Genomic DNA, 21,081 nt, shown 5'->3' on the forward strand with positions numbered 1-21,081 from the left:
AATCTTATGAAAAGCTTGGATGATCTAATAAGAAACGATGAATCAGCCTATAAGCACATATCTGAATTACTTAGTCAGTCTGGTACAAATAATCCGGAATTAATAGAGCCGGCTGAATCTGAATCTAAAAAATCACTGCTGCACTACCAAGTCACAACAAAATCAACACTTGGTGCAATTATATATAATACGGGAGGCCTATATTTTGATAATCGATGGATAAGGATTATGGGTTCAAAAAATTCGGACGGAGTTATTTCATTATTAAAATGGAATTCGAATTTTAACAAAGATGGAGAGAGGGCATACCTTGTATTCGGAAGCGATATTGTCGGTGGTTTCTTTGTCATAAATTCAGGCGGCATCAGTGACAAAAATATTGGGGGAGTATTTTACCTACCGCCTGAGATAAATGAATGGGAATCCCTAGACATGGGGCATAGCGATTTCATAGATTGGTGCTTTCTTGGCAATGTCGACGATTTTTATAGGGATTTTCGTTGGAAAGGATGGGAATCCGAGGTTAGTAAAACAGATATGATGCAGATATTCAGTTTTTACCCATTCTTATGGACAACGGAAGGAAGCCCATCAAATTCTGATCGCCGCTTGGTGTCTACCTCCGAGATATGGCTTCTTAGGAGAGAGCTAATAAGCGTTTGATGCATCACGGTGACAGTGTTGGAGTGCGCCCCAGAAGTGGGCCGGCGCCGAGGGCAGACACCCCACTTCCCCTATTCCCCTGCCTCGCGCATGATGGCGTGCGCCTTTCCGGTGCCCATCATGCCAGCAGGGAAACAACCATGCCGAACCAGCCCTCCGATGCCATCAGCGCCTTCGGGCCGGACTTTCCGTTTGCCTACGACGAATGGCTGGCCCATCCGGCCGGGCTCGGGGCGGTGCCGGCCGACAAGCATGGCAAACGGGTTGCCATCATCGGGGCGGGGGCGGCCGGGCTGGTAGCCGGCTATGAGCTGATGCGCCTCGGTTTGAGGCCGGTGCTCTATGAATCGGCGCGGCTCGGCGGGCGGCTGCGCTCGCAGCGCTTCGAGGGCACGGACGGCATCATCGCCGAGCTCGGCGGCATGCGCTTTCCGATCTCCTCGCGCGGCTTCTATCACTATGTCGACAAGCTCGGGCTGGAGACGCGGGACTTTCCCAATCCGCTCACCCCGGCGGCCGGCTCCACCGTGATCGATCTGGAGGGCGAGACCCTCTATGCCCGTACGCTGGACGATCTGCCGCCGCTCTACAAGGAGGTCGCCGACGCCTATCACCAGGCGCTGGAAGAAGGGGCCCAGTTCTCGGCCCTGCAGGCGGCGATGCGGGCGCGCGATGCCAAGCGCATCAAGGAGATCTGGGATCCGATCGTGCGCGAATGGGACGAGCGCACCTTCTATGATTTCGTGGTGTCGTCGCAGGCCTTCCGCAAGCTCTCCTTCCGCCATCGCGAGGTGTTCGGGCAGGTCGGCTTCGGCACCGGCGGCTGGGATTCGGATTTTCCCAATTCGATGCTGGAGATCCTGCGCGTCAATCTCGGCGCCTTCGACGACGAGCAGCGCTATGTCGTCGGCGGGGTCGAGCAGGTGGCGCAGGGCCTGTGGCAGAAGGCGCCGGACAAGCTGGCGCATTGGCCAGCCGGCACCACGCTGGCCGGGCTCAATGCAGGCGCCACCAGGGGCCGCGCGCAGGCGATCGCCCACAATGGCCAGGGTGGCTTTGCCGTGACGGACCAATGGGGCAATCGCGACGATTACGATGCCGTGGTCGTCACCTGCCAGAGCCATCTGCTCACCACATCGATCGCCGCCGAGGAGAGCCTGTTCGACCAGAAGCTGTGGATGGCGCTCGATCGTACCCGCTACATGCAGGCGGCCAAGACTTTCATCATGGTGGATCGTCCGTTCTGGAAGGACAAGGATCCGGCCACCGGCCGTGACGTGATGTCGATGACGCTGACCGACCGCATCACCCGCGGCACCTATCTGTTCGACAATGGCGACGACAGGCCGGGCGTGATCTGCCTGTCCTATTCCTGGATGACGGATGCGCTGAAGGTGCTGCCGCTGCCGGCCGAGCGGCGGGTGGAGCTCGCCCTCTCGGCGCTGGGCAAGATCTATCCGGGGCTCGACATCGCCAGCCACATCATCGGTTCGCCGATCTGCGTGAGCTGGGAGGCGGACGAGAACTTCCTCGGCGCCTTCAAGGGCGCGCTGCCCGGGCATTACCGCTACAATCACCGCATGTACGGCCATTTCATGCAGGCCGACCTGCCGGAGAGCCAGCGCGGCATCTTCATGGCGGGCGACGGTGTGAGCTGGACGCCGGCTTGGGTCGAGGGAGCTGTGCAGACGGCGCTCAACGCGGTCTGGGGCGTGATGACCCATCTCGGCGGCCGCTCGCCTGCCGAAAACCCCGGCCCCGGCGATCTCTATCCCACCCTCAAGCCGGTCGATCTCGGGGATTGAGGGTGGAAGAGGGCACGGTTTTCGCTTGTCATCCTGCACGCACTGCAACGCATGGCATTGCGGTGCAGATGCGGGACCGCAATCCGAGTGCGGCGCAGAATTGTCCTGCGGTCCCGGATCTGCGAAGCAGCACTGCATGCTGCATCGCGTCCGGGATGACAGGGCGCGATCACCCTCGCCCTTTCCCATAAAACCTCGCGATACGCTCGCGCAGCCATTGATGGGCGGGATCGCCCCGGCGGCGCGGGTGCCAGATCTGGGTGAAGGGCACGGCCGGCAGGGTGAAAGGCGGCTCGAACAGGCGAAGACCGCCAGCCTCGATAGAGGGCGGCAGGATGCCGCGCGCCACGGTCAGGATGATGTCCGTGCCGGCGATCAGGCGCGGTGCCACGCCCCAATGCGGCAGGGTGAGGCAGATCCGCCGCTTGTGGCCGAGCGCGGCGAGGGTGCGGTCGATCTCGTTCTCGACATCGGCGCGCAGCGCCACCAGCGCGTGCGGGCGGGCAAGATAGGAGGGAAGGTCGAGCCGGCCGGAGGGCGGCAGGCCGGACCCATCCGCGAGACAGACATAGTGATCCTCGAACAGAAGCGCTTGAGCGAGTTGCTCGCCGAGATCGGGAAACACGCCGAAGGCGAGATCGATTTCACCATCGAGGATCTGGGCCGCCATCGCCTCCCGGCCCGCCTGGGTGATGAGCAGGTCGCTGTGCGGCGCCTCTGCACGCAGCAGCGGCACCAGTCTCGGAAGCAGCACGGCGGCGCCATAGTCCGACATCGCCAGCCGGAAGGTGCGCCGCTCGCGCGCGGGATCGAAACCGGCCGGGGCCAGCAGATAGCGCATGCGGTCGAGCGCCTCGGTGAGATGAGGCTGGATTTCGAGCGCTCGCGCCGTCGGCCTGAGGCTGCCACCCTGGCGCACCAAGAGAGGATCGTCGAGCAACAGGCGCAGCCGCGCCAGGGCGTGGCTGACGGCCGGCTGGCTCTTGTTCAGACGCAGGGCCGCGCGCGAGACATGGCGCTCCGCCAGCAGGGCCTCGAGGACGGTGAGCAGGTTGAGGTCGATGCCGGCAAGATTATTCATTTGCTGCATAGTAAGGATGGGAAATCGGAATTTCCATCTGAATTAGGCATGGCATAGACCTTCGGCGATCGAAGGAGATCGCCATGACCAACCCCGCTTCCCTGTTTCTGCTGCTGCCAGCCCTGATCGCAGGCGCGGTCGTGCCGTTCCAGGCTGGGGCCAATGCCACGCTTGGCCGGCTGCTCGGTCATCCGCTCTGGGCCACCCTGGTTTCACTGGCGGTAAGCATCGCGGTGATCCTGCCGGTGATGGCGGCCTTCCGTGTCCCGACCCCTACCATCGATGCGGCGTCGAAAGGGCCGTGGTGGATCTGGACGGGCGGGCTTGCGGGTGTGATCTACATCACCGCTGCGCTTTTGCTGGCCCCCCGGCTCGGAGCCGCCAATTTCATGGTGGCGGTGATCGCCGGCCAGATGATCGCCTCGCTGGCGATCGATCATTTCGGCCTGATGGGCTTTGCGCCGAGGCCGATCAACCCGGCGCGCCTCGCCGGCGTCCTGCTCATCGTCGGCGGCATGGTGGTGACGCAATGGGCCAACGCCGCGCAGGCGATCACCGCGTCGGCGCGCTGAGAGGCAGGGCGCACCCGAGCAGGCGGTCGCAGAGAATTCTTCTCCCCTTGTGGGAGAAGATGCCCCGAAGGGGTGGATGAGGGGAGAAACGCAACCTAGCAAGGAGCGTGTTGGCACCCCTCGTCCGGCGCTCCGCGCCACCTTCTCTCGCAAGGGGAGAAGGGTTGCCCGCGTTTTGCTTGGCGGCCTCGATGAGGTGGTACCTCTCAGGCGTCCTTCGACACCAGGATCTTGTCGATGCGCCGGCCGTCGAGATCGACGACCTCGAAGCGCCAGCCGTCCCGCACGAAGCTCTCGCCGGTCTGCGGCAGGCGGTTGAGTTCGGCCAGGATGAAGCCGGCCGCGGTTTCGTAGTCGCCGCGCTCGATCGGCATCGACAGGGTCTCGGCCAGCTCGTCTGCCTGCATCCAGCCCGACACCAGATAGGAGCCGTCCGAGCGCATGGTGATGGCCGGTTCGTCCCCCTCATCGTCCTGGAAGGCGCCAGCGATGGCCTCCAGCACGTCATTGGCGGTGATGACGCCCTCGAAATGGCCGTACTCGTCGAAGACCAGCGCCATATGTGCCTTGGAGGAGCGCAGCGACGGCAGCATGCCGAGCGCTTCATTGGTGTCCATCACGATGGGGGCCGTCTGGATATGGTCTCGTACATTGAGGGCCCGGCCGTCGAGCTGGGACTGGAACAGGTCCTTGACGGTGACGACGCCGATGATGTTGTCGTCCTCGCCGTCCTGCACGGGCAGGCGGGAGCGACCGGTGGCGCGCAATTGCGCCATGATCGTCTTGGCGGAATCGGAAAGGTCGATGACCTCGACATCGCGCCGCGGCGTCATCAGCGAGCGGGCGCTGCGGTCGCCCAGCCGCATGACGCCCGAGATCATGTCGCGCTCAGCCGTTTCCAGCACGCCGGCACTTTCGGCTTCCTTGAGGATGGTGCGGACTTCCTCTTCCGTCACTTTCTCCTCGGTCTTGCCGCCCTGGCCGAGCAGCCTCAGCACGGTGCGGCCGGAGATATCGAGCAGGAAGACCAGCGGCGCCGCGCATTTCGACAGGAGCCGCATGGCCGGCGCCACCCGGGCCGCCATGCGCTCGGGGTCACGCAGGGCGATCTGCTTGGGCACGAGCTCGCCGATGATCAACGACAGATAGGTGATCGCCACCACCACGATGCCGACGCCGAGCGTATCGGCGGCATGGACGGACAAGCCCTGGGCCTGCAGCCAACCGGCAAGACGCGCGCCGAGCGTGGCGCCCGAGAAGGCGCCGGAGAGCACGCCGACCAGCGTGATGCCGATCTGCACGGAGGACAGGAAGCGACCGGGATTTTCAAGCAATTCCAACGCTGTCGCCGCGCCGCGCTTGCGGTCGGCGAGCGCACGCAGCCTGGCGGGGCGGGAGGAGACAATCGCGAGTTCCGACATGGCGAGGACGCCGTTGAGAAGCGTCAGGAGGACGATGATGGCGATGTCGAGGAACAAGGTGCCTTTGAGGGGGTTGCATGCCCGCGACGAATGTCGGGCCGCTTCGAGAGGGCGGAGCATAACGGCATCGCCCGGCTTGGGATAGGGGCAACGGGCGGAGCTCGTGGGGATGGCGGCCGTTTCAGGGCTCGAGCCTGTCTCACAGGAGCGTCAGGATAGATAAGTACAGGCCTGATATTCCCTTTGGGAAGGAAAAGTCCGGCTGTGCAAGCCCGGCGAATATGGCATAACGATTCCCGTGTTGTTGCCATTGTCGGCACAGCCAATTCGGGGAATGAACGAATGTCAAAAATTTCCTTCGCGATCGTTGCTCTCGTGGTGTCCGCACTCACTCTGACCGCCTGCGCCAATACGGTCACCGGCGTTGGCCGGGACGTGAAGGCCACCGGGCGCGCCGTCAAGCACGCGGTGCAGTGAGTTTCGCGCTGTGGTCAGCCCGCTGTTGCGGGCCGTAATCCGATCAACAAGACGGGCAGCGCTCCCTCGATGCTGCCCGTATCACCCGCCTCGAAGAGGAGGACGTCGCCGAAGCCGAGGTCGAGACTATTGGCGCCGATCCGGATCGAACCGACGCCGAGCGCCACCACCAGCTGCAGGCCGTCCTGCGGCAACGCCAGCCGTCCCTTTGCGAGATCGTGCCGGGAGACCTGGTGATTGAATCGCCCGCGCCGGGTCATCACATTGAAGTCGCGGATGGGGCCTTCGACCAGGCTGGCCGTGACGGGCACATCGCCGAGGAAGGCCAGGGGAGCGGAAACCGGGGTCAGCCTCACCGCCTCGCGCCCTTCGATCGACATGTCGAGGCCCTGGCCCTCGATCAGGGTCAAGGTGCGATCGATCTGGGGGAATAGCGAGAAGGGACCGTCGCTAGCTACTTCCGCCACCGACAAGCGCCAATCGAAATCGTCGAAGCCGGCGCCCTCGGGCGCAACCGCGATCTCGGTGGTGGTGCCGCCGCCATTCTTCCAGGGCTTAGGCGTGAGGTCGGCGAAACGGATCAGCTTCATGGCGGGAGACCGATAAGACGGTGTTGAGCTTGAAGGAATGCCGGTCTGAAGACCGGCACACTACTATTTCAGCGCCCTGGCAAAGACCAGGCAGGCATTGAGGATGCTGCCGAGGGTTTCGCGCAGGGGCTGGGCGTAGGCCGCGTCGAAGGCGACCGGCCAGTTGGCTTCCCCGACCGGGCCGAGCGGCTCGTCGATATAGGAGCGGCAGGCGAGCTCCATTTGCACCGCGTGCACGCCCTTGTCAGGCTGGCCCAGGCTGCGCGTGATGAAGCCACCCTTGAAGCGCCCGTTCATCACCGTCTCGCGCCCGCTGGAGCGGCAGAGCGCCTCGATCGTCTCGGCCAGGGCGGGATGACAGGTCACGCCGCCATTGGTGCCGATGTTGAACTGCGGCAGCGTGCCCTCGAACAAGCGCGGAATGACCGAGCGGATCGAATGGCAGTCATAGACAGCGATGTTGCGATGGCGTCCCCTAAGCCTGGCGACTTCGTCGGCCAGGGCCTGGTGATAGGGATCGAACCAGAGGGCGCGCCGTTCGGCGACCTCGGTCGTGCTGGGGGCCTCGCCGTCCTTGTAGAGCGGCTCGCCGTCGAAGCTGGTGGTCGGGCACAGCTCCGTGGTGGCCTGGCCGGGATAGAGCGAAACCCCGGATGGGTCACGGTTGACGTCGATGACGGTGCGCGACATCGGCGTGCGCACGATGGTGGCGTCGAGCCCGGCTGCGAAGTCGTAGAGCGTCTCGATCCACCAGTCGGTGTCCTTGCGGGCGAGCCAGGGCGACACCAGCCGCGCTTCGATCGCGGCCGGGATCTCAGTGCCCGTATGCGGCAGCGAGACAAGCAGTGGTGCCTGTCCCTGCCGGATCTCGAGCCAGTCGGGCCGGCTCATGCCGTGCCCTCCACCACGCTGGCCAAAGTCTTGAGGCCGGCGGCCTTCTGCGCCGCGCCGCTCCAGATCAGCGCGGTGGCGGCGGCCATATCGGGCGCGAAATGCCGGTCATCGGAAAGGTGGGGCACCTCGGCGCGCAGCGTGGCGCGGGCGCTTTCCAGCGCTTCGCTCGACTTCAGCGGAGCATGGAAATCGCAACCCTGCACGGCCGCGAGATATTCGATGCCGATGACATTGGCGGTGTTGCGGCTCATCTCCAGCAGGCGGCGGGCGCCGTGGCAGGCCATGGAGACATGGTCCTCCTGGTTGGCCGAGGTCGGGATCGAGTCGACGCTGGCCGGGAAGGCACGCTGCTTGTTCTCCGACACCAGTGCGGCGGCGGTGACCTGCGGGATCATGAAGCCGGAGTTGAGGCCGGGCTTGGGCGTGAGGAAGGCCGGGATGCCCGAAAGGGCCGGGTCGACCAGCATGGCGATGCGGCGCTCGCTGATCGAGCCGATCTCGCACAGCGCCATGGCGATCATGTCGGCGGCGAAGGCGACGGGCTCGGCATGGAAATTGCCGCCGGAAATCACGTCGCCCGTGTCGGTGAAGACCAGCGGATTGTCGGTGACGCCGTTGGCTTCGATCGTCAGCGTGGCGGCGGCCTGGCGCAGGAGGTCGAGGCAGGCGCCCATCACCTGGGGCTGGCAGCGCAGGCAATAGGGATCCTGCACGCGCTCGTCACCAGTGAGGTGGGAGGCGCGGATGGCGCTGCCGGCCATCAGGGCGCGCAGCGTGTCGGCGACCTCGGCCTGGCCGCGATGGCCGCGGACCTTGTGGATGCGCGGATCGAAGGGCCCGTCCGAGCCGCGGGCGGCATCGGTGGAGAGTGCGCCGGTCACCAGGGCGCCCTGGAACACGCGTTCGGCCTGGAACAGGCCCGCCAGCGCCAGGCCGGTGGAGACCTGCGTGCCGTTGAGCAGCGCCAGGCCTTCCTTCGGACCGAGCACGAGCGGCGACAGCCCGGCACGCTTGAGCGCCTCGGTGGCTTCGACCTTCTCGCCCTTGACGAAGAAGGCGCCGACGCCGGTGAGCGCCGCCGTCATGTGGGACAGGGGAGCGAGATCGCCGGAGGCGCCGACGGAGCCCTGGCCGGGAACGACCGGGATCAGGTCCCTGGCGAGACAGTCGCGCAGCATGATGATGGTCGACCATTGCACGCCCGAAGCGCCTTGGGCAAGGCTGCCGAGCTTCAGGGCCATGATCAGCCGGACGACCTCGACCGGCAGGGGCTCGCCGACACCGGCTGCATGCGAGAGCACGATGTTGCGCTGGAGGATGGCGAGGTCGGCATTCTCGATGCGCACGCTCGCAAGCTTGCCGAAGCCGGTATTGATGCCATAGACCGGCTCGCCCTTGGCGATGATGTCGGCGACGGCCTTGGCAGCGGCCTCGACCAGCGGGCGGCAGCCCTCGTCCAGGCTGATGGGCGCGCCGTCATAGATGGCGCGCCATTGTGCGAGCGAGACGCTGCCGGGACGCAGCAAAACGGGGTTGGTCACTGGCCTCTCCAGATGCGTTGATGTAGCGGATTGAAACCTAGGCGGTAGACAAGTTCAGCCGGGCGCTCGATATCCCAGATGGCGAGGTCGCACTGCTTGCCGGCTTCGAGCGTACCGATATCGCCGGCCCTGCCGAGCGCCTTGGCGGCGTTGCGGGTGACGCCGGCGATGCACTCGTCGACGGTCATGCGGAACAGGGTGGCGGCCATGTTCATGGTGGTGAGCAGCGAGGTCAGCGGCGAGGTGCCGGGATTGCAGTCCGTCGCCACGGCCATCGGCACCTTGTGGGCCCGGAAGGCGGCGATGGGCGGCTGCTTGGTCTCGCGAATGAAGTAGTAGGCGCCGGGCAGGATCACGGCGACCGTGCCCGCCGCATGCATGGCGGCGGCGCCTTCATCGTCGGTATATTCGAGATGATCGGCCGACAGCGCGCCGTAATCGGCCGCGAGCTTGGCGCCGTGCAGATTGGAGAGCTGGTCGGCATGAAGCTTGACCGGCAGGCCGGCCTTCTTCGCCGCGTCGAAGACCTTGCTGATGTGCTCGGGCAGGAAGGCGATGCCCTCGCAAAAGCCGTCCACGGCATCGGCGAGGCCTTCGGCGGCCACGGCCGGCAGCATATTCCTGCAGACGAGATCGATATAGGCGTCCTTGTCGCCCTTGGCCTCGACGGGCAGGGCATGGGCACCGAGGAAGGTGGTCGAGACATTGACCTTGCGGGCCTCGCCGAGACGGCGTGCGGCACGCAGCATGGCAAGCTCGGTGCGGGTCTCCAGGCCGTAGCCCGACTTCACCTCGACCGTGGTGATACCCTCGGCGATCAGATGGTCGAGACGGGGCAGGGCACTGGCGAGAAGCTCATCGTCGCTGGCGGCCCGCGTCGCGTTGACCGAGGAAACGATGCCGCCGCCTGCCCGGGCGATCTCCTCATAGCTGGCACCCTTGAGGCGCAGCTCGAATTCGTGTGCCCGGTCGCCGCCGAAGACGAGATGGGTATGGCAGTCGATCAGACCCGGTGTGATCCAGCGCCCTTCGAGGTCGATGGTCTCGACCTTGTCGCGCATGCCGGCCGGCAGGTCGCTTTCGGGGCCGGCGAAGGCGATGCGCTCGCCTTCGGCAAGCACGGCTCCCCGCTCCACGATGCCGAGGTCATCCCCGACCAGGGTTGCCAGGCGCGCATTGCGCCACAAACGACCCCCTTGGCTGTCTGTCGCCATCGATCTCTCCACCCTGCTGTTATGCGGGAACATGTATAGACATATTAATTGACGCGCAAGTGGAATGATGAAAGTTTAGTGCCGATTGGCTTGAGCGGGAAAGCGGAACTTGGCGAGGGGAGCGGCAATGGCTAAGGAAGCGGAGGTCCACGAAATTGCGGCGCTCGCCCGGATGGGGCCATATCGCAGCGGGAGCCTTTGATGAACGAGACAGCCCCCCTCGAGCTGGATGCCAAGGCACAGACGCTGCATCAGCGCATCCTCGGCGATATCGAGCACCGCATCGTTTCGGGCGAATGGCCGCCGGGCCATCGCATCCCTTTCGAGACCGAGTTGACCGAGATCTATGGCTGCTCGCGCATGACGGTGAACAAGGTGCTGACCCAGCTTGCCGCCGCCGGGTTGATCGAGCGTCGGCGCAAGGCGGGCAGTTTCGTGACCCAGCCGCGCAGCGAGGCCGCCGTACTCGCCATTCACGGCATCGAGGCGGAGGTGACCGCGCTTGGTCTGCCTTATCGCTTCGAATTGCTGCAACGTCGCCAGCGTCGGCCGACGCCGGCGGAACGCCTGACATTCGCGCTGGAGGGTTCCAGGCCGTTGCTGGCGCTGACCTGCCGCCATTTCGCCGGTGACAGCCCGTTCTGCCTGGAAGAGCGCCTGATCGATCTCGAGGCGGTGCCGTTGGCGGAAGAGGCAGACTTTGGCCGGGAACCGCCGGGGGTCTGGCTCCTCGGGCATGTGCCCTGGACGGTGGCCGAACACCACATCAAGGCTGCGGCGGCTCGCGGGGAAGAGGCGGCCTTGCTGAAGCTCGAGCCCGGCAGCGCCTGCCTTGTGGTGGAGCGGCGCACCTGGCGCGGCGACCAGTTCGTCACGGCGGTGCGCTTCACCTATCCGGGCGACCGCCATCAGCTGGTGGCCCGTTTCTCGCCGTCCTGACCATGCCTTGCTCCTGACGAGCCTGTTCGCGGGGCTGGCCGTTGCTTGCTGTCGCGGTATAGAGTTCGCACAAAGCCGACTCGTAGGACCAATTCGGGAGGACTGCAGATGAGAAGGGCCGAGGCCGCATGAGCGCAGCGCAAGCCGTTGCGCTGAAGGGCGTTTCGATTTCATTCGCGACCAGGGATTCCCGCTTCGATGCCGTGGCCAATGTCGATCTCTCGGTGGGGGAGCACGAATTCGTTGCCATTGTCGGGCCGACGGGCTGCGGCAAGTCAACGCTGCTCAATGCCACGGCCGGGCTGCTGATCCCGGTCGCCGGAACGGTCGAAGTCTTCGGCAAGCCGCTCAAGGGCTTGAACGGGCAGGCCGGCTACCTCTTCCAGCAGGAATCGCTGATGCCCTGGAAGACGTCCTGCAGAATGTCGCCATCGGCCTGGAAGTCGCCGGCACGCCTGCGGAAAAGGCCAGGCAGGCGGCGCAGACCTGGCTGGAGCGGGTCGGCCTCGCCCGCTTCGGCGATCGCTATCCCCGCATGCTGTCCGGCGGGCAGCGCAAGCGCGTGGGTCTTGCGCAGGTGCTCATCCGCAATCCCAAGCTGCTTCTCATGGACGAGCCCTTCGGGCCGCTCGACGCCCAGACCCGGCTGGTGATGGGCGACCTCCTGCTGAAATTGTGGTCGGAGGATCGCAAGGCGGTGATGTTCGTCACCCATGATCTCGATGAGGCGATCGCGCTGGCCGATCGCATCGTCATCATGTCGGCCGGCCCGAAGGCTGGCATCATCGGCGAGTTCAGCGTGCCGCTGCCCCGGCCCCGCGCCATTGCGGAAATTCGCCATGACCCCGCTTTCATCCGCCTGCATCGCGATATCTGGGACGCCCTGCGCGACGAGGTGATGAAGGCCTACAGCTAGTTCGGCGGTTTTTCTCATGAGTTCGATCGATCATTCATCGTCATTGCGAGCGCAGCGAAGCAATCCAGGGCTCTCGCTTTATGGCAGGTGGATTGCCTTGCTGTGCTCGCAATGACGAAAGTCAATTCTGCCATCCGAAGACGGCCGTCCTGGGGGACTCAATGAACAACAAGATCGTCTTGCTCGTCCTGCAGGTGCTCGTCGCGGTCGTCGGCATCACCCTTTGGCATCTGGCCTCGACGACGTCGCTGTTCGGCTCGCCCAAGACCGTGGCCTTCTTCTTCGGCGAGCCGCTCAGCGTGTGGAAGCGGATCGTGGAGTGGTTCACCGACGGCTCCATCTGGTACCATCTCTGGATCACCCTGGCTGAATCGGCGCTGGCCTTCCTGTCCGGTGCTGTGGGCGGCGTCATTCTCGGTTTCTGGTTCGCCCGCCAGCCCGTGGTCGCCGCCATTTTCGATCCCTATGTCAAAGCCGCCAATGCGCTGCCCCGCGTGGTGCTGGCGCCGATCTTCGCCCTGTGGTTCGGCCTCGGCATCTGGTCGAAGGTGGCGCTCGGCTTCACCCTGGTGTTCTTCATCGTCTTCTTCAACGTCTATCAGGGCGTCAAGGAAGTGAGCCCGGCCGTGCTCTCCAATGCGCGCATGCTCGGCATGAATGAGCGCCAGCTCCTGCGCCATGTCTATCTGCCCTCGGCGATGTCCTGGGTGTTCTCCAGCCTGCACACCTCGGTCGGCTTTGCCGTGGTCGGGGCGGTGGTCGGCGAATATCTCGGCTCCTCGGCGGGCCTGGGCTATCTCATCCAGCAGGCCGAAGGCGTGTTCGACGTCACCGGCGTCTTTGCCGGCATGTTCGTGCTGATGGCCTTCGTTCTCATCGTCGACTGGCTGATGACGGCGGTGGAACGCCGGCTGCTGGTCTGGCGTGGCTAACGCATATTGGAAAGCGAATTGGGAGGAAAAATCATGAAACGCAGGACTTTTCTGGTCGGCACTGCCGGCATGGTATTTGGTGCCTCGCTCGGCGGAACGCTGCCGGCCTTCGCGGAGGATGCCAAGCCCGAGAAAACCGACCTCGCCATCGGTGTCGGCGGCAAGCCGCTGCTCTATTATCTGCCGCTGACCGTGGCCGAGCAGAAAGGCTTCTTCAAGGAGGAAGGTCTCAACGTCACCATCAACGACTTCGCCGGCGGCTCCAAATCGCTGCAGGCGCTGGTCGGCGGCTCTGTGGACGTGGTCACTGGCGCCTATGAGCACACCATCCGCATGCAGAACAAGGGGCAGGATGTCATCGCCGTCTGCGACCTCGGCCGCTTTCCCGGCATTGTCATCGCGGTGCGCAAGAGCCTCGCCGGCGAGATCAAGACCATTGCCGATCTCAAGGGGCGCAAGGTGGGCGTGACGGCGCCGGGATCCTCCACCGCTCTCCTGCTGCAATATGCCTTGCAGAAGAACGGGTTGACCTCGGCCGACGTCGCCCAGATCGGCATCGGCGGCGGCGCCAGCGCCGTGGCGGCCATCAAGAATGGCGGCATCGACGGCCTGTCCCATCTCGATCCGGTGGTCAGCCAGCTGCAGCATGACGACGATATCGCCATCCTGCTCGATACGCGTACGGAGGAGGGCACCAAGGCCCTGTTCGGCGGTACCAATCCGGCCGCGACCGTCTATCTCAAGCAGTCCTTCGCGAAGGACAATCCGGTCACTACGCAGCGCGTGGTCAATGCCATGATGAAGGCCCTGAAGTGGCTCGGCCAGGCCAAGCCCGAGGATGTCGCCGATCTCGTGCCCAAGGAATATCTGCTGGGCAATCGTGATCTCTATATGCAGGCGTTCCAGAATTCGCGGCAGATGTATTCGCCGGACGGCATGGTCACCAAGGACGGCTATGAGTCGATGATGAACGCGCTCAAGGCGCTCGATCCCGAACTCGCCAACGCCGACGTCCCCTACGAAAAGACCTTCGATCCGGCCTTCGTCAAGGCGGCCAAGATCTGACGCGCGGCCGGGCGGGAAAGAGCCTTGTCAGCGGGCCCGGCCCGGCAATCCTGCCTCGGCTCGTATCGAGCGGGGCTTTCGAATAGCCGGGCCGAGCCCGCGAGCCCGGCTAGAAATCGCAGCCATTCCCGTTAAGTCAGCCGTATTGCCGCTGGACTCAATCTTTCTCCAAGGGAATAAGAATCCGTCCAAAGAGTTTGCAGCAGGCGAGGATTCGGCTGCCGCCACGTTCTCAGAGTCTCCGGGGGAAATGCCATGAAATACCTGCTTCTGCTGGTACCTTGCGTACTGGCATTGCTGACGCCGCTCTATAACAGCATCGATCCCGTGCTGTTCGGCCTGCCCTTCTTCTATTTCTATCTTCTCGTCCTGGTGCCGATTTCGTCGCTGTTCGTCTACCTCGCCTGGAAGGTTGAACGCTGATGCTGGACAATCTCAATTGGACGGCGGCGATGGTGTTCGTCTTCTTCTTCCTCCTCGTCACCGTGGTGGGTTTCGTGGCGGCGCGCTGGAAGGCGGGTGATCTCGACCAGTTGCACGAATGGGGCCTCGGCGGCCGGCGCTTCGGGGCCTGGATCACCTGGTTCCTCCTGGGTGGGGACCTCTACACCGCCTATACCGTCATCGCCGTGCCCGGCCTGATGTATGCGGTGGGCGCCTACGGCTTCTTCGCCGTGCCCTATACCATCCTGATCTATCCCCTGATCTTCCTGATCATGCCGCGGCTGTGGAACGCCACCCACAGGCATGGCTATCTCACCGGCGCCGATTTCATTGCCGGGCGCTACGGCAATCGCTGGCTGGAACTGGCGGTGGCCTTCACCGGCATCCTCGCCACCATGCCCTATATCGCCCTCCAGCTCGTCGGCATGGAGAAGGTGATCCAGGCCCTCGGCTTCTCGGCCACGGGGTGGGCCTCGCACGCTCCCCTGACGATCGCCTTCATCATCCTGGCGCTCTACACCTATAAGAGCGGCTTGCGCGCGCCGGCCATGATTGCCTTCATCAAGGACATCATGATCTACATCTTCGTGATCGCCGCGGTCGTCATCATTCCCTACCAGCTCGGCGGTTTCGGCTCGATCTTCGAAAAGGCCAAGGTGGTCTATGATGCCAAAGCGGCAGCCCTTGCCGCGGCCGGCAAGCCTGCCAATGTCGGCCTGACGCTGACGCCGGCGCAGATCTGGCCCTTCATCACGCTCTCCATCGGCTCGGCCATGGCGCTGTTCATGTATCCGCATGCGCTCACGGGCACGCTGTCGGCCACCGGCCCCAATGCCATCCGCCGCAACGCGGTGGCGTTGCCGGCCTATTCGCTGATCCTCGGCCTCATCGCTTTGCTGGGCGTGATGGCGGTTGCCGCTGGCATCGAGACGCCGAATGGCGATGCCTCGATGGCGATTCCGCTCCTGATCAACAAGATGTTCCCCGACTGGTTCGCGGGCTTCTGCTTTGCGGCCATCGCCATCGGCGCCCTGGTACCGGCCGCGGTGATGTCGATCGGGGCGGCAAACACCTTCACCCGCAATGTCTGGAGGCCCTTCATCGAGCCGGACATGTCGCCGCAGAAGGAATCCTACCTCGCCAAGCTGATGAGCCTGATCGTCAAGATCGGCGCCCTGGCGGTGATCTTCTGGCTGCCGACCAAGTTCGCCATCGACCTGCAGCTTCTCGGTGGCGTGTGGATGATCCAGATCTTCCCCGCCTTGGTCGCCGGGCTCTATACGCGCTGGTTCAATGGCTGGGCCCTCTTGATCGGCTGGGCCGTGGGCATGCTCGCCGGCACCTATATGGCCATGGCTTCGGGAGCGGTGGCGCCGACCTACGCCCTGTTCGGCACCTCCTTCTATATCGGCCTGATCGCCGTGGTGCTGAACTTCGTCGTCTCGGTGGTGCTCACCATGGTGCTCGGTTCGACCACGCAGGACGAAACCTCGGATGCGGACTACGAGGATGCCGTGCCCACTCGCTGAATGCGTCGCGTCTTGAAACAACGATGGAGGCCGGCGGTGACGCCGGCTTCTTTGTTTCCACTGGAGCAAAGCGCATTCAGGCGTGAGCGCTTGTTTGCTTTCGCTCGTTGTTTCGACGCGTCCTTGCGATTCTCGGTGATTCCACCAAATGGCAAAACGCGTTAGCGGAAACGGTCATTTGAACGGTTGAACAAATGCCAGGGGCGGGGCATTTTGTCAGATGAATCATATTGTAGAACGTTCATTTCCAATTGTGAGAACTGCCATGACCTATGTTGCGGATGAAACGCGTTACGACGCCATGCAATATCGCCGATCCGGCCGATCCGGGCTCCAGCTGCCGGCGCTCTCGCTCGGGCTCTGGCATAATTTCGGTGGCGACATCCCCTTCGAGAACGCCAGGGCGCTCTGCCGCAAGGCCTTCGACCTCGGCATCACGCATTTCGATCTCGCCAACAATTACGGTCCGCCGCCCGGCTCGGCCGAGGAGACCTTCGGGCGTATCCTGAAGACGGATTTCGCCCATCACCGCCAGGAACTGGTGATCTCGACCAAGGCCGGCTACCGCATGTGGCCCGGCCCCTATGGCGAGTGGGGCGGCCGCAAATATCTGCTCTCCAGCCTCGATGCCAGCCTCAAGCGCATGGGTATCGAGACGGTCGACATCTTCTATTCCCACCGCTTCGATCCGAACACCCCGCTGGAAGAAACCATGACGGCGCTGCATGATGCCGTGCGCCAGGGCAAGGCCCACTATGCCGGCATCTCGTCCTACAGTGCTGAACGGACCAAGGAGGCGGCCGCAATCCTGCGCCGCCTTGGTACGCCCTTGCTCATCCATCAGCCGAGCTATTCCATGCTCAACCGCTGGATCGAGAAGGACAGTCTGCTCGGCCAGCTCGAGGCCGATGGTGCAGGGTGCATCGCCTTCACGCCGTTGGCGCAGGGCCTGCTCACCAACAAATATCTCGGCGCAAGCGGCATTCCAGCTGACAGCCGGGCTGCAGCCGGCAAGTCGCTTTCGCCCGACCAGCTTTCCGAGGCGAATCTGGCAAGGCTGCGGGCGCTTGATGCGATTGCCCGTCGCCGTGGCCAGTCGCTGGCCCAGATGGCGATCGCCTGGGTCCTGCGCGATCCGCGCATGACCTCGGCCCTCATCGGTGCCAGCCGGCCCGGACAGATCGAGGACTGCGTTGGTGCCTTGAAGAATCTGGATTTCTCGGCCGAGGAGCTGGCCGAGATTGATCACTATGCCGAGGAAGGCAACGTCAATCTCTGGGCGGCTTCGAGCAAGGGCTGATCGCGAGACAGCTGAATGTCGATCCAGCAGCGGGCCGCTTTGCGGCCCGTTTTGCTGTCAGGACTTGGCAAGGAAACATGCCTGTGTTTCCCTAGAGGCTAATTAGACTTAAGGGCGACATAGTAACAAGCAATCAAATTATTCTTATAAAGCATGAAGTATATTTCGTAAAAATCATCCCACTCCGAAATCATCGAAATTTTGTCGAAAATGTGGACAGCTAATAAGAATTGTGACAGTGATTTATTGTTGAATCATGTCACGATGGGGTGGGGATCATGAAGAAAATCGTCCTGGCGGCCTTTTTGCTGGCGCCAACGTCTGCTCTCGCTGCAGATCTCGCGGCGACGCCGGTCGAGCCGGTAGCGCCAATAACGCCCTATAGCTGGACCGGATTCTATGTCGGTGCCCATATCGGCTATGCCTGGGGCAAGGAGAGGGACGATCTGAGCCGGACGTTGCCCGTGCCCGCCGACAGCTTCAACGTCAATGGCGTGCTCGGTGGTCTGCATGCGGGCTACAATGAGCAGTTCTCCAACAATATCGTGGTCGGCCTGGAAGGCGACATCGATCTCAGCGGCATCAACGGCTCTCATACCGTGATCGACGCCAATAACGGCAATAGTCGTCTGCATATGCGCAACCGCTGGCAGGGTTCGATCCGTGCCCGTTTAGGTTATGCCTTCGACCGGGTCCTGGTCTATGCCACCGGTGGCGTCGCCTTTGCCGACATCCGCGAGCGCTGGAACCTGTTTGACGGCGATATCGTTGGCTCCGGGTCCAAGACCAAGGCGGGATGGACCGTGGGTGCCGGCGTCGAATACGCTTTCACCGACAATTGGATCGGCCGCGTCGAAGTACGCTATACCGATTTCGGCAAGTCGCGCTTCCGGGTGGCGCCCGATACCCGCTTCAAGGCCGGCTTCCACGAGACGGTCGCGCTCGTCGGCGTCAGCTACAAATTCTGAGCAGATCGGGGGCGGGAGCGCATGGGTTCCCGCCGCCATCTTCGCCGCCTTCCGCCTTCTGCGGCAGCCCGTTAAGCTGACGCGGAAGTGGAGTGTGCAGCCGGCATGAAATCGATTCTGTTCTACGTCTTGGCGGCCGCCGGCGAGATCGGCGGCTGCTATGCCTTCTGGAGCTGGCTGCGGTTGGGCAAGTCGGCCTGGTGGCTGGTGCCGGGCACGGCTGCCCTCGTCACCTTTGCCCTCCTGCTCTCCCAGATCGAGACGGATGCGGCGGGTCGGGCCTATGCCGCCTATGGCGGCATCTATATTGCTACCTCGCTGCTGTGGCTCTGGGGCGTCGAGGGGATCAGGCCTGATCGCTGGGACCTGGTCGGAGCGGTCCTGTGCCTCGCCGGTATGGCTGTCATCCTATTCGCGCCGCACCGTACCGCTTGACGCGACGGCCTCACCCAGCCAGCTTGCGGCCACCCACCCACACGCCGCGCGCGGTCAGCTGCTCGTCGAGATGCGCCAGATCGGCACGATAGCGTGGCGCCAGGCGCCCGCGACGGCTGTCGAGGCGCAGGAACTGGGCGGGATAGAGGCTGGCCATGCGCAGGGCCTCGCCGAGACCGATGCCGAGATGGCCGACACTGTAGCGCAGCGCCGCATCCATGGTGAGGTCGGAGCCGGCGAGCGTGCCGTCTTCCAGCGTCAGGGCACCGTCGCGCCGCGTGACTCTGCGCCCGTTGAGATAGAAGACATCGTTGGCATCGCCGGCCGTCGGCATGGCGTCGGTGACGAGGAACAGCCGTCCCGGTGCCTTTTTCGCCCGCAAGGCCAGCGAGAGCGAACCCGGATGCACATGGAGGCCGTCGGCGATGATGCCGACCCAGAGCCCGCCATGGTCGAGGGCGGCTCCGGTGACGCCGGGGTGGCGGCCCTGCAGGGGCGACATCGCATTGAAGAGATGGGTGATGCCGGTGGCGCCGGCATCCGCCGCCGCCATCACCGCCTCATAGCTGGTGTCGGTATGGCCGAGGCTGACGATCACGCCCCCATCTGCCAGGCGCCGGATCAGGTGAAGCGGCGCATTTTCCGGCGCCACCGTGAGCAGGACGGTCTCGATGCCGCTGCCCAGAATGAGGTCGACATCCGCTTCCGTCAGCGGGCGGATCAAGGCGGGGTCATGGGCACCCTTGCGCGGCACCGAAAGGAAGGGCCCCTCGAGGTGGATGCCGGCCATGCCCGGGACACCGTCGGCGATCGCCTGACGGGCGGCGGCAATGGCGCTCTTCATGCCTTCGGCCGTGTCGGTGATATAGGTGGGCAGCAGGGCGGTGCTGCCGTGGCGGCGATGGGCCGCGACGATGCCGTCGAGTGTCGCCACGTCCGGGGACTGGTTGAACAGGAAGCCACCGCCGCCATTGACCTGGGCGTCGACGAAGCCGGGCGCCAGCACGCCGGAGGGCAGGGTGGTCACGGCGGCATGGGAGGGAATGTCGGATCGCGGCACCAGGCCGAGGATGGCATCGGCCTCGACCAGAACGGCATGGCCCTCGACAAAGGTCTCGCCATTGAACAGGCGAGGCGCGGTCAGTGCGTTGAGCGACATCGTCAGCGCCCCCTCTTTGCCAGGGTCAGGGCCCCCGCAAGGGCATCGCCCCTGGGCGGAACCAGGATTTCGTCATATCGCACCGGCAGATAGGGGCGATAGGGTTCGGCAAGTCCGCCCATCAGGGCGATCCTGGGCGCGCCCAGGTCCGTCAGGCGATCGAGCATGGCGACGATGGAGCCCGTAGCCCCGGCAATCAGGTGATCGGCTACGACATCCCCGCCGGCGGCCTCGAACACCAGGGGAGCGAAGCGGCCGTAGTCCCTCGGCGTGGCGGTCCTGGCCCAGATCACCGCCTCGTTCGGATCGTCATGAAAATGCGCCAGCAGGCGGCGGGTCAGGTCACTCACCGGACCAAGCAGGTCGACGCTGAGCAGGGCGGCCCGGAGGGCAGAGCGTCCGAGCACAGCGCCGGAGGCATCATCGCCCAGGGCAAACCCCCAACCGCCGACCGAGGTTTCCTTGCCGCCCACCAGGGCCAGGCCCTGCGAGCCCGTGCCGAGGATGAAGATGCCGCCGTCCTCGCCGGCATGGGCGCCGAGGCAGGCGGTGACGGCATCCGAAGTGACCGTTAAGGCCCCATAACCGAAGGGAAAGGCGGCGATACTGTCGGCGAGAGCAGGAATATTGCCGCCGGAAAGGCCGAGACCGGCCCGGATAAGCCGCTTCGCGTCCGGTGTTAGCCCGGCCGCGGCAAGGGCGGCATCGCCGGCCGCTGCGATCGCCGGACCCGCGATCTCGGTGCCGAGAGTGAGATTGGAAGAACCCGACAGGCCTTCGCCAATCAGCTTGTCATCCTCGTCGTAGAGCCTTGCGCGCGTATTGGTGCCGCCGCCGTCGACCGCAAGATAGAGGATACCCGTCATACCTGTCTCCCAGGGCAGAACGCCGGAGCGTTCGATTGCCCTAACTCCTTGTTTCGACGCGGCTTTGCGATTCCTGTCGATCCCACGCAATCGCATGCCTCCGTGTCGGTGGCATATCATCATCGCCAGCGGAATTCAGCCAGGATTCCGTCATGAGCGCGCACTCTCCACGGCCATCGGCAACAGCATCGGGTCGTTCTGTGCGCACCATGCACAAGGCGCGAGAGCTATGCAGAACCAACATATGAGATGATCATGGCGGCGTAGCGT

The 21,081-nt window shown here is 64.0% G+C and carries 20 protein-coding genes and 1 pseudogene; 13 read left to right on the top strand and 8 right to left on the bottom strand.

Features of this window, described 5'->3' with window-relative positions:
- Nucleotides 1-6: 6 nt before the first annotated feature.
- Both ACTJKX_RS01880 and ACTJKX_RS01885 read left to right on the top strand, forming a co-directional pair.
- Nucleotides 7-663 carry a DUF2625 family protein gene (locus tag ACTJKX_RS01880; protein WP_440724178.1) on the top strand — a complete coding sequence of 219 codons (657 nt, stop codon included), beginning with the start codon at nt 7-9 and terminating at the stop codon, nt 661-663.
- A gap of 140 nt (nt 664-803) precedes the next feature.
- Nucleotides 804-2,468, top strand: coding sequence for a flavin monoamine oxidase family protein (locus ACTJKX_RS01885; RefSeq protein ID WP_440724179.1), 1,665 nt, complete (start codon nt 804-806; stop codon nt 2,466-2,468).
- 169 nt (nt 2,469-2,637) lie between these two features.
- On the opposite strand, the gene ACTJKX_RS01890 is transcribed toward ACTJKX_RS01885, so the two are convergent.
- Nucleotides 2,638-3,549, bottom strand: a complete 912-nt coding sequence (locus tag ACTJKX_RS01890) for a LysR substrate-binding domain-containing protein (RefSeq protein ID WP_440724180.1) — start codon at nt 3,547-3,549, stop codon at nt 2,638-2,640.
- 83 nt (nt 3,550-3,632) lie between these two features.
- Here ACTJKX_RS01890 and ACTJKX_RS01895 point away from each other — a divergent pair, with 83 nt between their 5' ends.
- A complete protein-coding gene (locus ACTJKX_RS01895) occupies nt 3,633-4,121 on the top strand; it encodes a DMT family transporter (RefSeq protein ID WP_440724181.1) in 489 nt (162 codons plus the stop codon).
- Nucleotides 4,122-4,327: 206 nt separating this feature from the next.
- On the opposite strand, the gene ACTJKX_RS01900 is transcribed toward ACTJKX_RS01895, so the two are convergent.
- Nucleotides 4,328-5,599, bottom strand: coding sequence for a hemolysin family protein (locus tag ACTJKX_RS01900; RefSeq protein WP_440724500.1), 1,272 nt, complete (start codon nt 5,597-5,599; stop codon nt 4,328-4,330).
- A gap of 285 nt (nt 5,600-5,884) precedes the next feature.
- Between ACTJKX_RS01900 and ACTJKX_RS01905 the strand changes: the two genes are divergently transcribed.
- Nucleotides 5,885-6,019, top strand: coding sequence for an entericidin A/B family lipoprotein (locus ACTJKX_RS01905; protein ID WP_068288645.1), 135 nt, complete (start codon nt 5,885-5,887; stop codon nt 6,017-6,019).
- Between the two features lie 14 nt (nt 6,020-6,033).
- On the opposite strand, the gene ACTJKX_RS01910 is transcribed toward ACTJKX_RS01905, so the two are convergent.
- The 4 genes from ACTJKX_RS01910 to hutI form a co-directional block, all read right to left on the bottom strand.
- Nucleotides 6,034-6,609, bottom strand: a complete 576-nt coding sequence (locus ACTJKX_RS01910) for a HutD/Ves family protein (RefSeq protein WP_440724182.1) — start codon at nt 6,607-6,609, stop codon at nt 6,034-6,036.
- 63 nt (nt 6,610-6,672) lie between these two features.
- Nucleotides 6,673-7,500 (bottom strand): N-formylglutamate deformylase, encoded by an 828-nt coding sequence (gene hutG, locus ACTJKX_RS01915; RefSeq protein WP_394310227.1) that lies wholly within the window; start codon nt 7,498-7,500, stop codon nt 6,673-6,675.
- Complete coding sequence (gene hutH, locus ACTJKX_RS01920; protein WP_440724183.1) at nt 7,497-9,044, bottom strand: histidine ammonia-lyase; 1,548 nt, start codon at nt 9,042-9,044, stop codon at nt 7,497-7,499. Before hutH ends, hutG begins: the two co-directional genes overlap by 4 nt.
- A complete protein-coding gene (gene hutI / locus ACTJKX_RS01925) occupies nt 9,041-10,258 on the bottom strand; it encodes an imidazolonepropionase (RefSeq protein WP_440724184.1) in 1,218 nt (405 codons plus the stop codon). Before hutI ends, hutH begins: the two co-directional genes overlap by 4 nt.
- A gap of 201 nt (nt 10,259-10,459) precedes the next feature.
- Between hutI and hutC the strand changes: the two genes are divergently transcribed.
- From hutC to ACTJKX_RS01970, 9 genes and pseudogenes are all read left to right on the top strand, one after another.
- The gene (gene hutC / locus ACTJKX_RS01930; protein ID WP_394310221.1) at nt 10,460-11,197 is read left to right on the top strand and encodes a histidine utilization repressor; all 738 of its coding nucleotides are present in this window, start codon (nt 10,460-10,462) and stop codon (nt 11,195-11,197) included.
- Nucleotides 11,198-11,325: 128 nt separating this feature from the next.
- Nucleotides 11,326-12,113: pseudogene (locus tag ACTJKX_RS01935) on the top strand (ABC transporter ATP-binding protein).
- 161 nt (nt 12,114-12,274) lie between these two features.
- Nucleotides 12,275-13,045: an ABC transporter permease gene (locus ACTJKX_RS01940; RefSeq protein ID WP_311933435.1), complete on the top strand. Its 771-nt coding sequence runs from the start codon at nt 12,275-12,277 to the stop codon at nt 13,043-13,045.
- A 33-nt stretch (nt 13,046-13,078) separates the two neighbouring features.
- Nucleotides 13,079-14,110: an ABC transporter substrate-binding protein gene (locus ACTJKX_RS01945; RefSeq protein WP_440724185.1), complete on the top strand. Its 1,032-nt coding sequence runs from the start codon at nt 13,079-13,081 to the stop codon at nt 14,108-14,110.
- Between the two features lie 255 nt (nt 14,111-14,365).
- Nucleotides 14,366-14,533, top strand: a complete 168-nt coding sequence (locus ACTJKX_RS01950) for a DUF3311 domain-containing protein (RefSeq protein WP_082979752.1) — start codon at nt 14,366-14,368, stop codon at nt 14,531-14,533.
- Nucleotides 14,533-16,083 (top strand): monocarboxylate uptake permease MctP, encoded by a 1,551-nt coding sequence (gene mctP, locus ACTJKX_RS01955; RefSeq protein WP_440724186.1) that lies wholly within the window; start codon nt 14,533-14,535, stop codon nt 16,081-16,083. The genes ACTJKX_RS01950 and mctP overlap by 1 nt, the downstream gene beginning before the upstream one ends.
- 265 nt (nt 16,084-16,348) lie before the next feature.
- A complete protein-coding gene (gene mgrA, locus ACTJKX_RS01960; protein ID WP_394310215.1) occupies nt 16,349-17,383 on the top strand; it encodes an L-glyceraldehyde 3-phosphate reductase in 1,035 nt (344 codons plus the stop codon).
- Nucleotides 17,384-17,661: 278 nt separating this feature from the next.
- The gene (locus ACTJKX_RS01965) at nt 17,662-18,351 is read left to right on the top strand and encodes an outer membrane protein (RefSeq protein WP_311933431.1); all 690 of its coding nucleotides are present in this window, start codon (nt 17,662-17,664) and stop codon (nt 18,349-18,351) included.
- 105 nt (nt 18,352-18,456) lie between these two features.
- Nucleotides 18,457-18,786, top strand: coding sequence for a YnfA family protein (locus ACTJKX_RS01970; protein WP_440724187.1), 330 nt, complete (start codon nt 18,457-18,459; stop codon nt 18,784-18,786).
- A gap of 10 nt (nt 18,787-18,796) precedes the next feature.
- Here the strand turns inward: ACTJKX_RS01970 and nagA are convergent, their stop codons facing one another.
- On the bottom strand, nt 18,797-19,945 hold the full coding sequence (gene nagA, locus ACTJKX_RS01975) for an N-acetylglucosamine-6-phosphate deacetylase (protein ID WP_440724188.1): 1,149 nt from the start codon (nt 19,943-19,945) through the stop codon (nt 18,797-18,799).
- A 2-nt stretch (nt 19,946-19,947) separates the two neighbouring features.
- Entirely contained in the window at nt 19,948-20,811 is an 864-nt protein-coding gene (locus ACTJKX_RS01980; protein WP_440724189.1) for a BadF/BadG/BcrA/BcrD ATPase family protein, read from the bottom strand.
- Nucleotides 20,812-21,081: the final 270 nt, after the last annotated feature.

Source organism: Labrys sp. 22185 (assembly GCF_052045555.1).
GTDB lineage: Bacteria > Pseudomonadota > Alphaproteobacteria > Rhizobiales > Labraceae > Labrys > Labrys neptuniae.

Bases quoted from the DNA above. Each gene is read 5' to 3' on its own strand.
- ACTJKX_RS01940 (WP_311933435.1), top strand. From the start codon at position 12,275: ATGAACAACAAGATCGTCTTGCTCGTCCTGCAGGTGCTCGTCGCGGTC.
- ACTJKX_RS01895 (WP_440724181.1), top strand. From the start codon at position 3,633: ATGACCAACCCCGCTTCCCTGTTTCTGCTGCTGCCAGCCCTGATCGCA.
- ACTJKX_RS01945 (WP_440724185.1), top strand. From the start codon at position 13,079: ATGAAACGCAGGACTTTTCTGGTCGGCACTGCCGGCATGGTATTTGGT.
- ACTJKX_RS01910 (WP_440724182.1), bottom strand. From the start codon at position 6,609: ATGAAGCTGATCCGTTTCGCCGACCTCACGCCTAAGCCCTGGAAGAAT.
- nagA (WP_440724188.1), bottom strand. From the start codon at position 19,945: ATGTCGCTCAACGCACTGACCGCGCCTCGCCTGTTCAATGGCGAGACC.
- mctP (WP_440724186.1), top strand. From the start codon at position 14,533: ATGCTGGACAATCTCAATTGGACGGCGGCGATGGTGTTCGTCTTCTTC.
- ACTJKX_RS01885 (WP_440724179.1), top strand. From the start codon at position 804: ATGCCGAACCAGCCCTCCGATGCCATCAGCGCCTTCGGGCCGGACTTT.
- ACTJKX_RS01950 (WP_082979752.1), top strand. From the start codon at position 14,366: ATGAAATACCTGCTTCTGCTGGTACCTTGCGTACTGGCATTGCTGACG.
- hutG (WP_394310227.1), bottom strand. From the start codon at position 7,500: ATGAGCCGGCCCGACTGGCTCGAGATCCGGCAGGGACAGGCACCACTG.
- hutC (WP_394310221.1), top strand. From the start codon at position 10,460: ATGAACGAGACAGCCCCCCTCGAGCTGGATGCCAAGGCACAGACGCTG.
- ACTJKX_RS01970 (WP_440724187.1), top strand. From the start codon at position 18,457: ATGAAATCGATTCTGTTCTACGTCTTGGCGGCCGCCGGCGAGATCGGC.
- ACTJKX_RS01880 (WP_440724178.1), top strand. From the start codon at position 7: ATGAAAAGCTTGGATGATCTAATAAGAAACGATGAATCAGCCTATAAG.
- ACTJKX_RS01980 (WP_440724189.1), bottom strand. From the start codon at position 20,811: ATGACGGGTATCCTCTATCTTGCGGTCGACGGCGGCGGCACCAATACG.
- mgrA (WP_394310215.1), top strand. From the start codon at position 16,349: ATGACCTATGTTGCGGATGAAACGCGTTACGACGCCATGCAATATCGC.
- ACTJKX_RS01905 (WP_068288645.1), top strand. From the start codon at position 5,885: ATGTCAAAAATTTCCTTCGCGATCGTTGCTCTCGTGGTGTCCGCACTC.
- hutI (WP_440724184.1), bottom strand. From the start codon at position 10,258: ATGGCGACAGACAGCCAAGGGGGTCGTTTGTGGCGCAATGCGCGCCTG.
- ACTJKX_RS01965 (WP_311933431.1), top strand. From the start codon at position 17,662: ATGAAGAAAATCGTCCTGGCGGCCTTTTTGCTGGCGCCAACGTCTGCT.
- ACTJKX_RS01890 (WP_440724180.1), bottom strand. From the start codon at position 3,549: ATGAATAATCTTGCCGGCATCGACCTCAACCTGCTCACCGTCCTCGAG.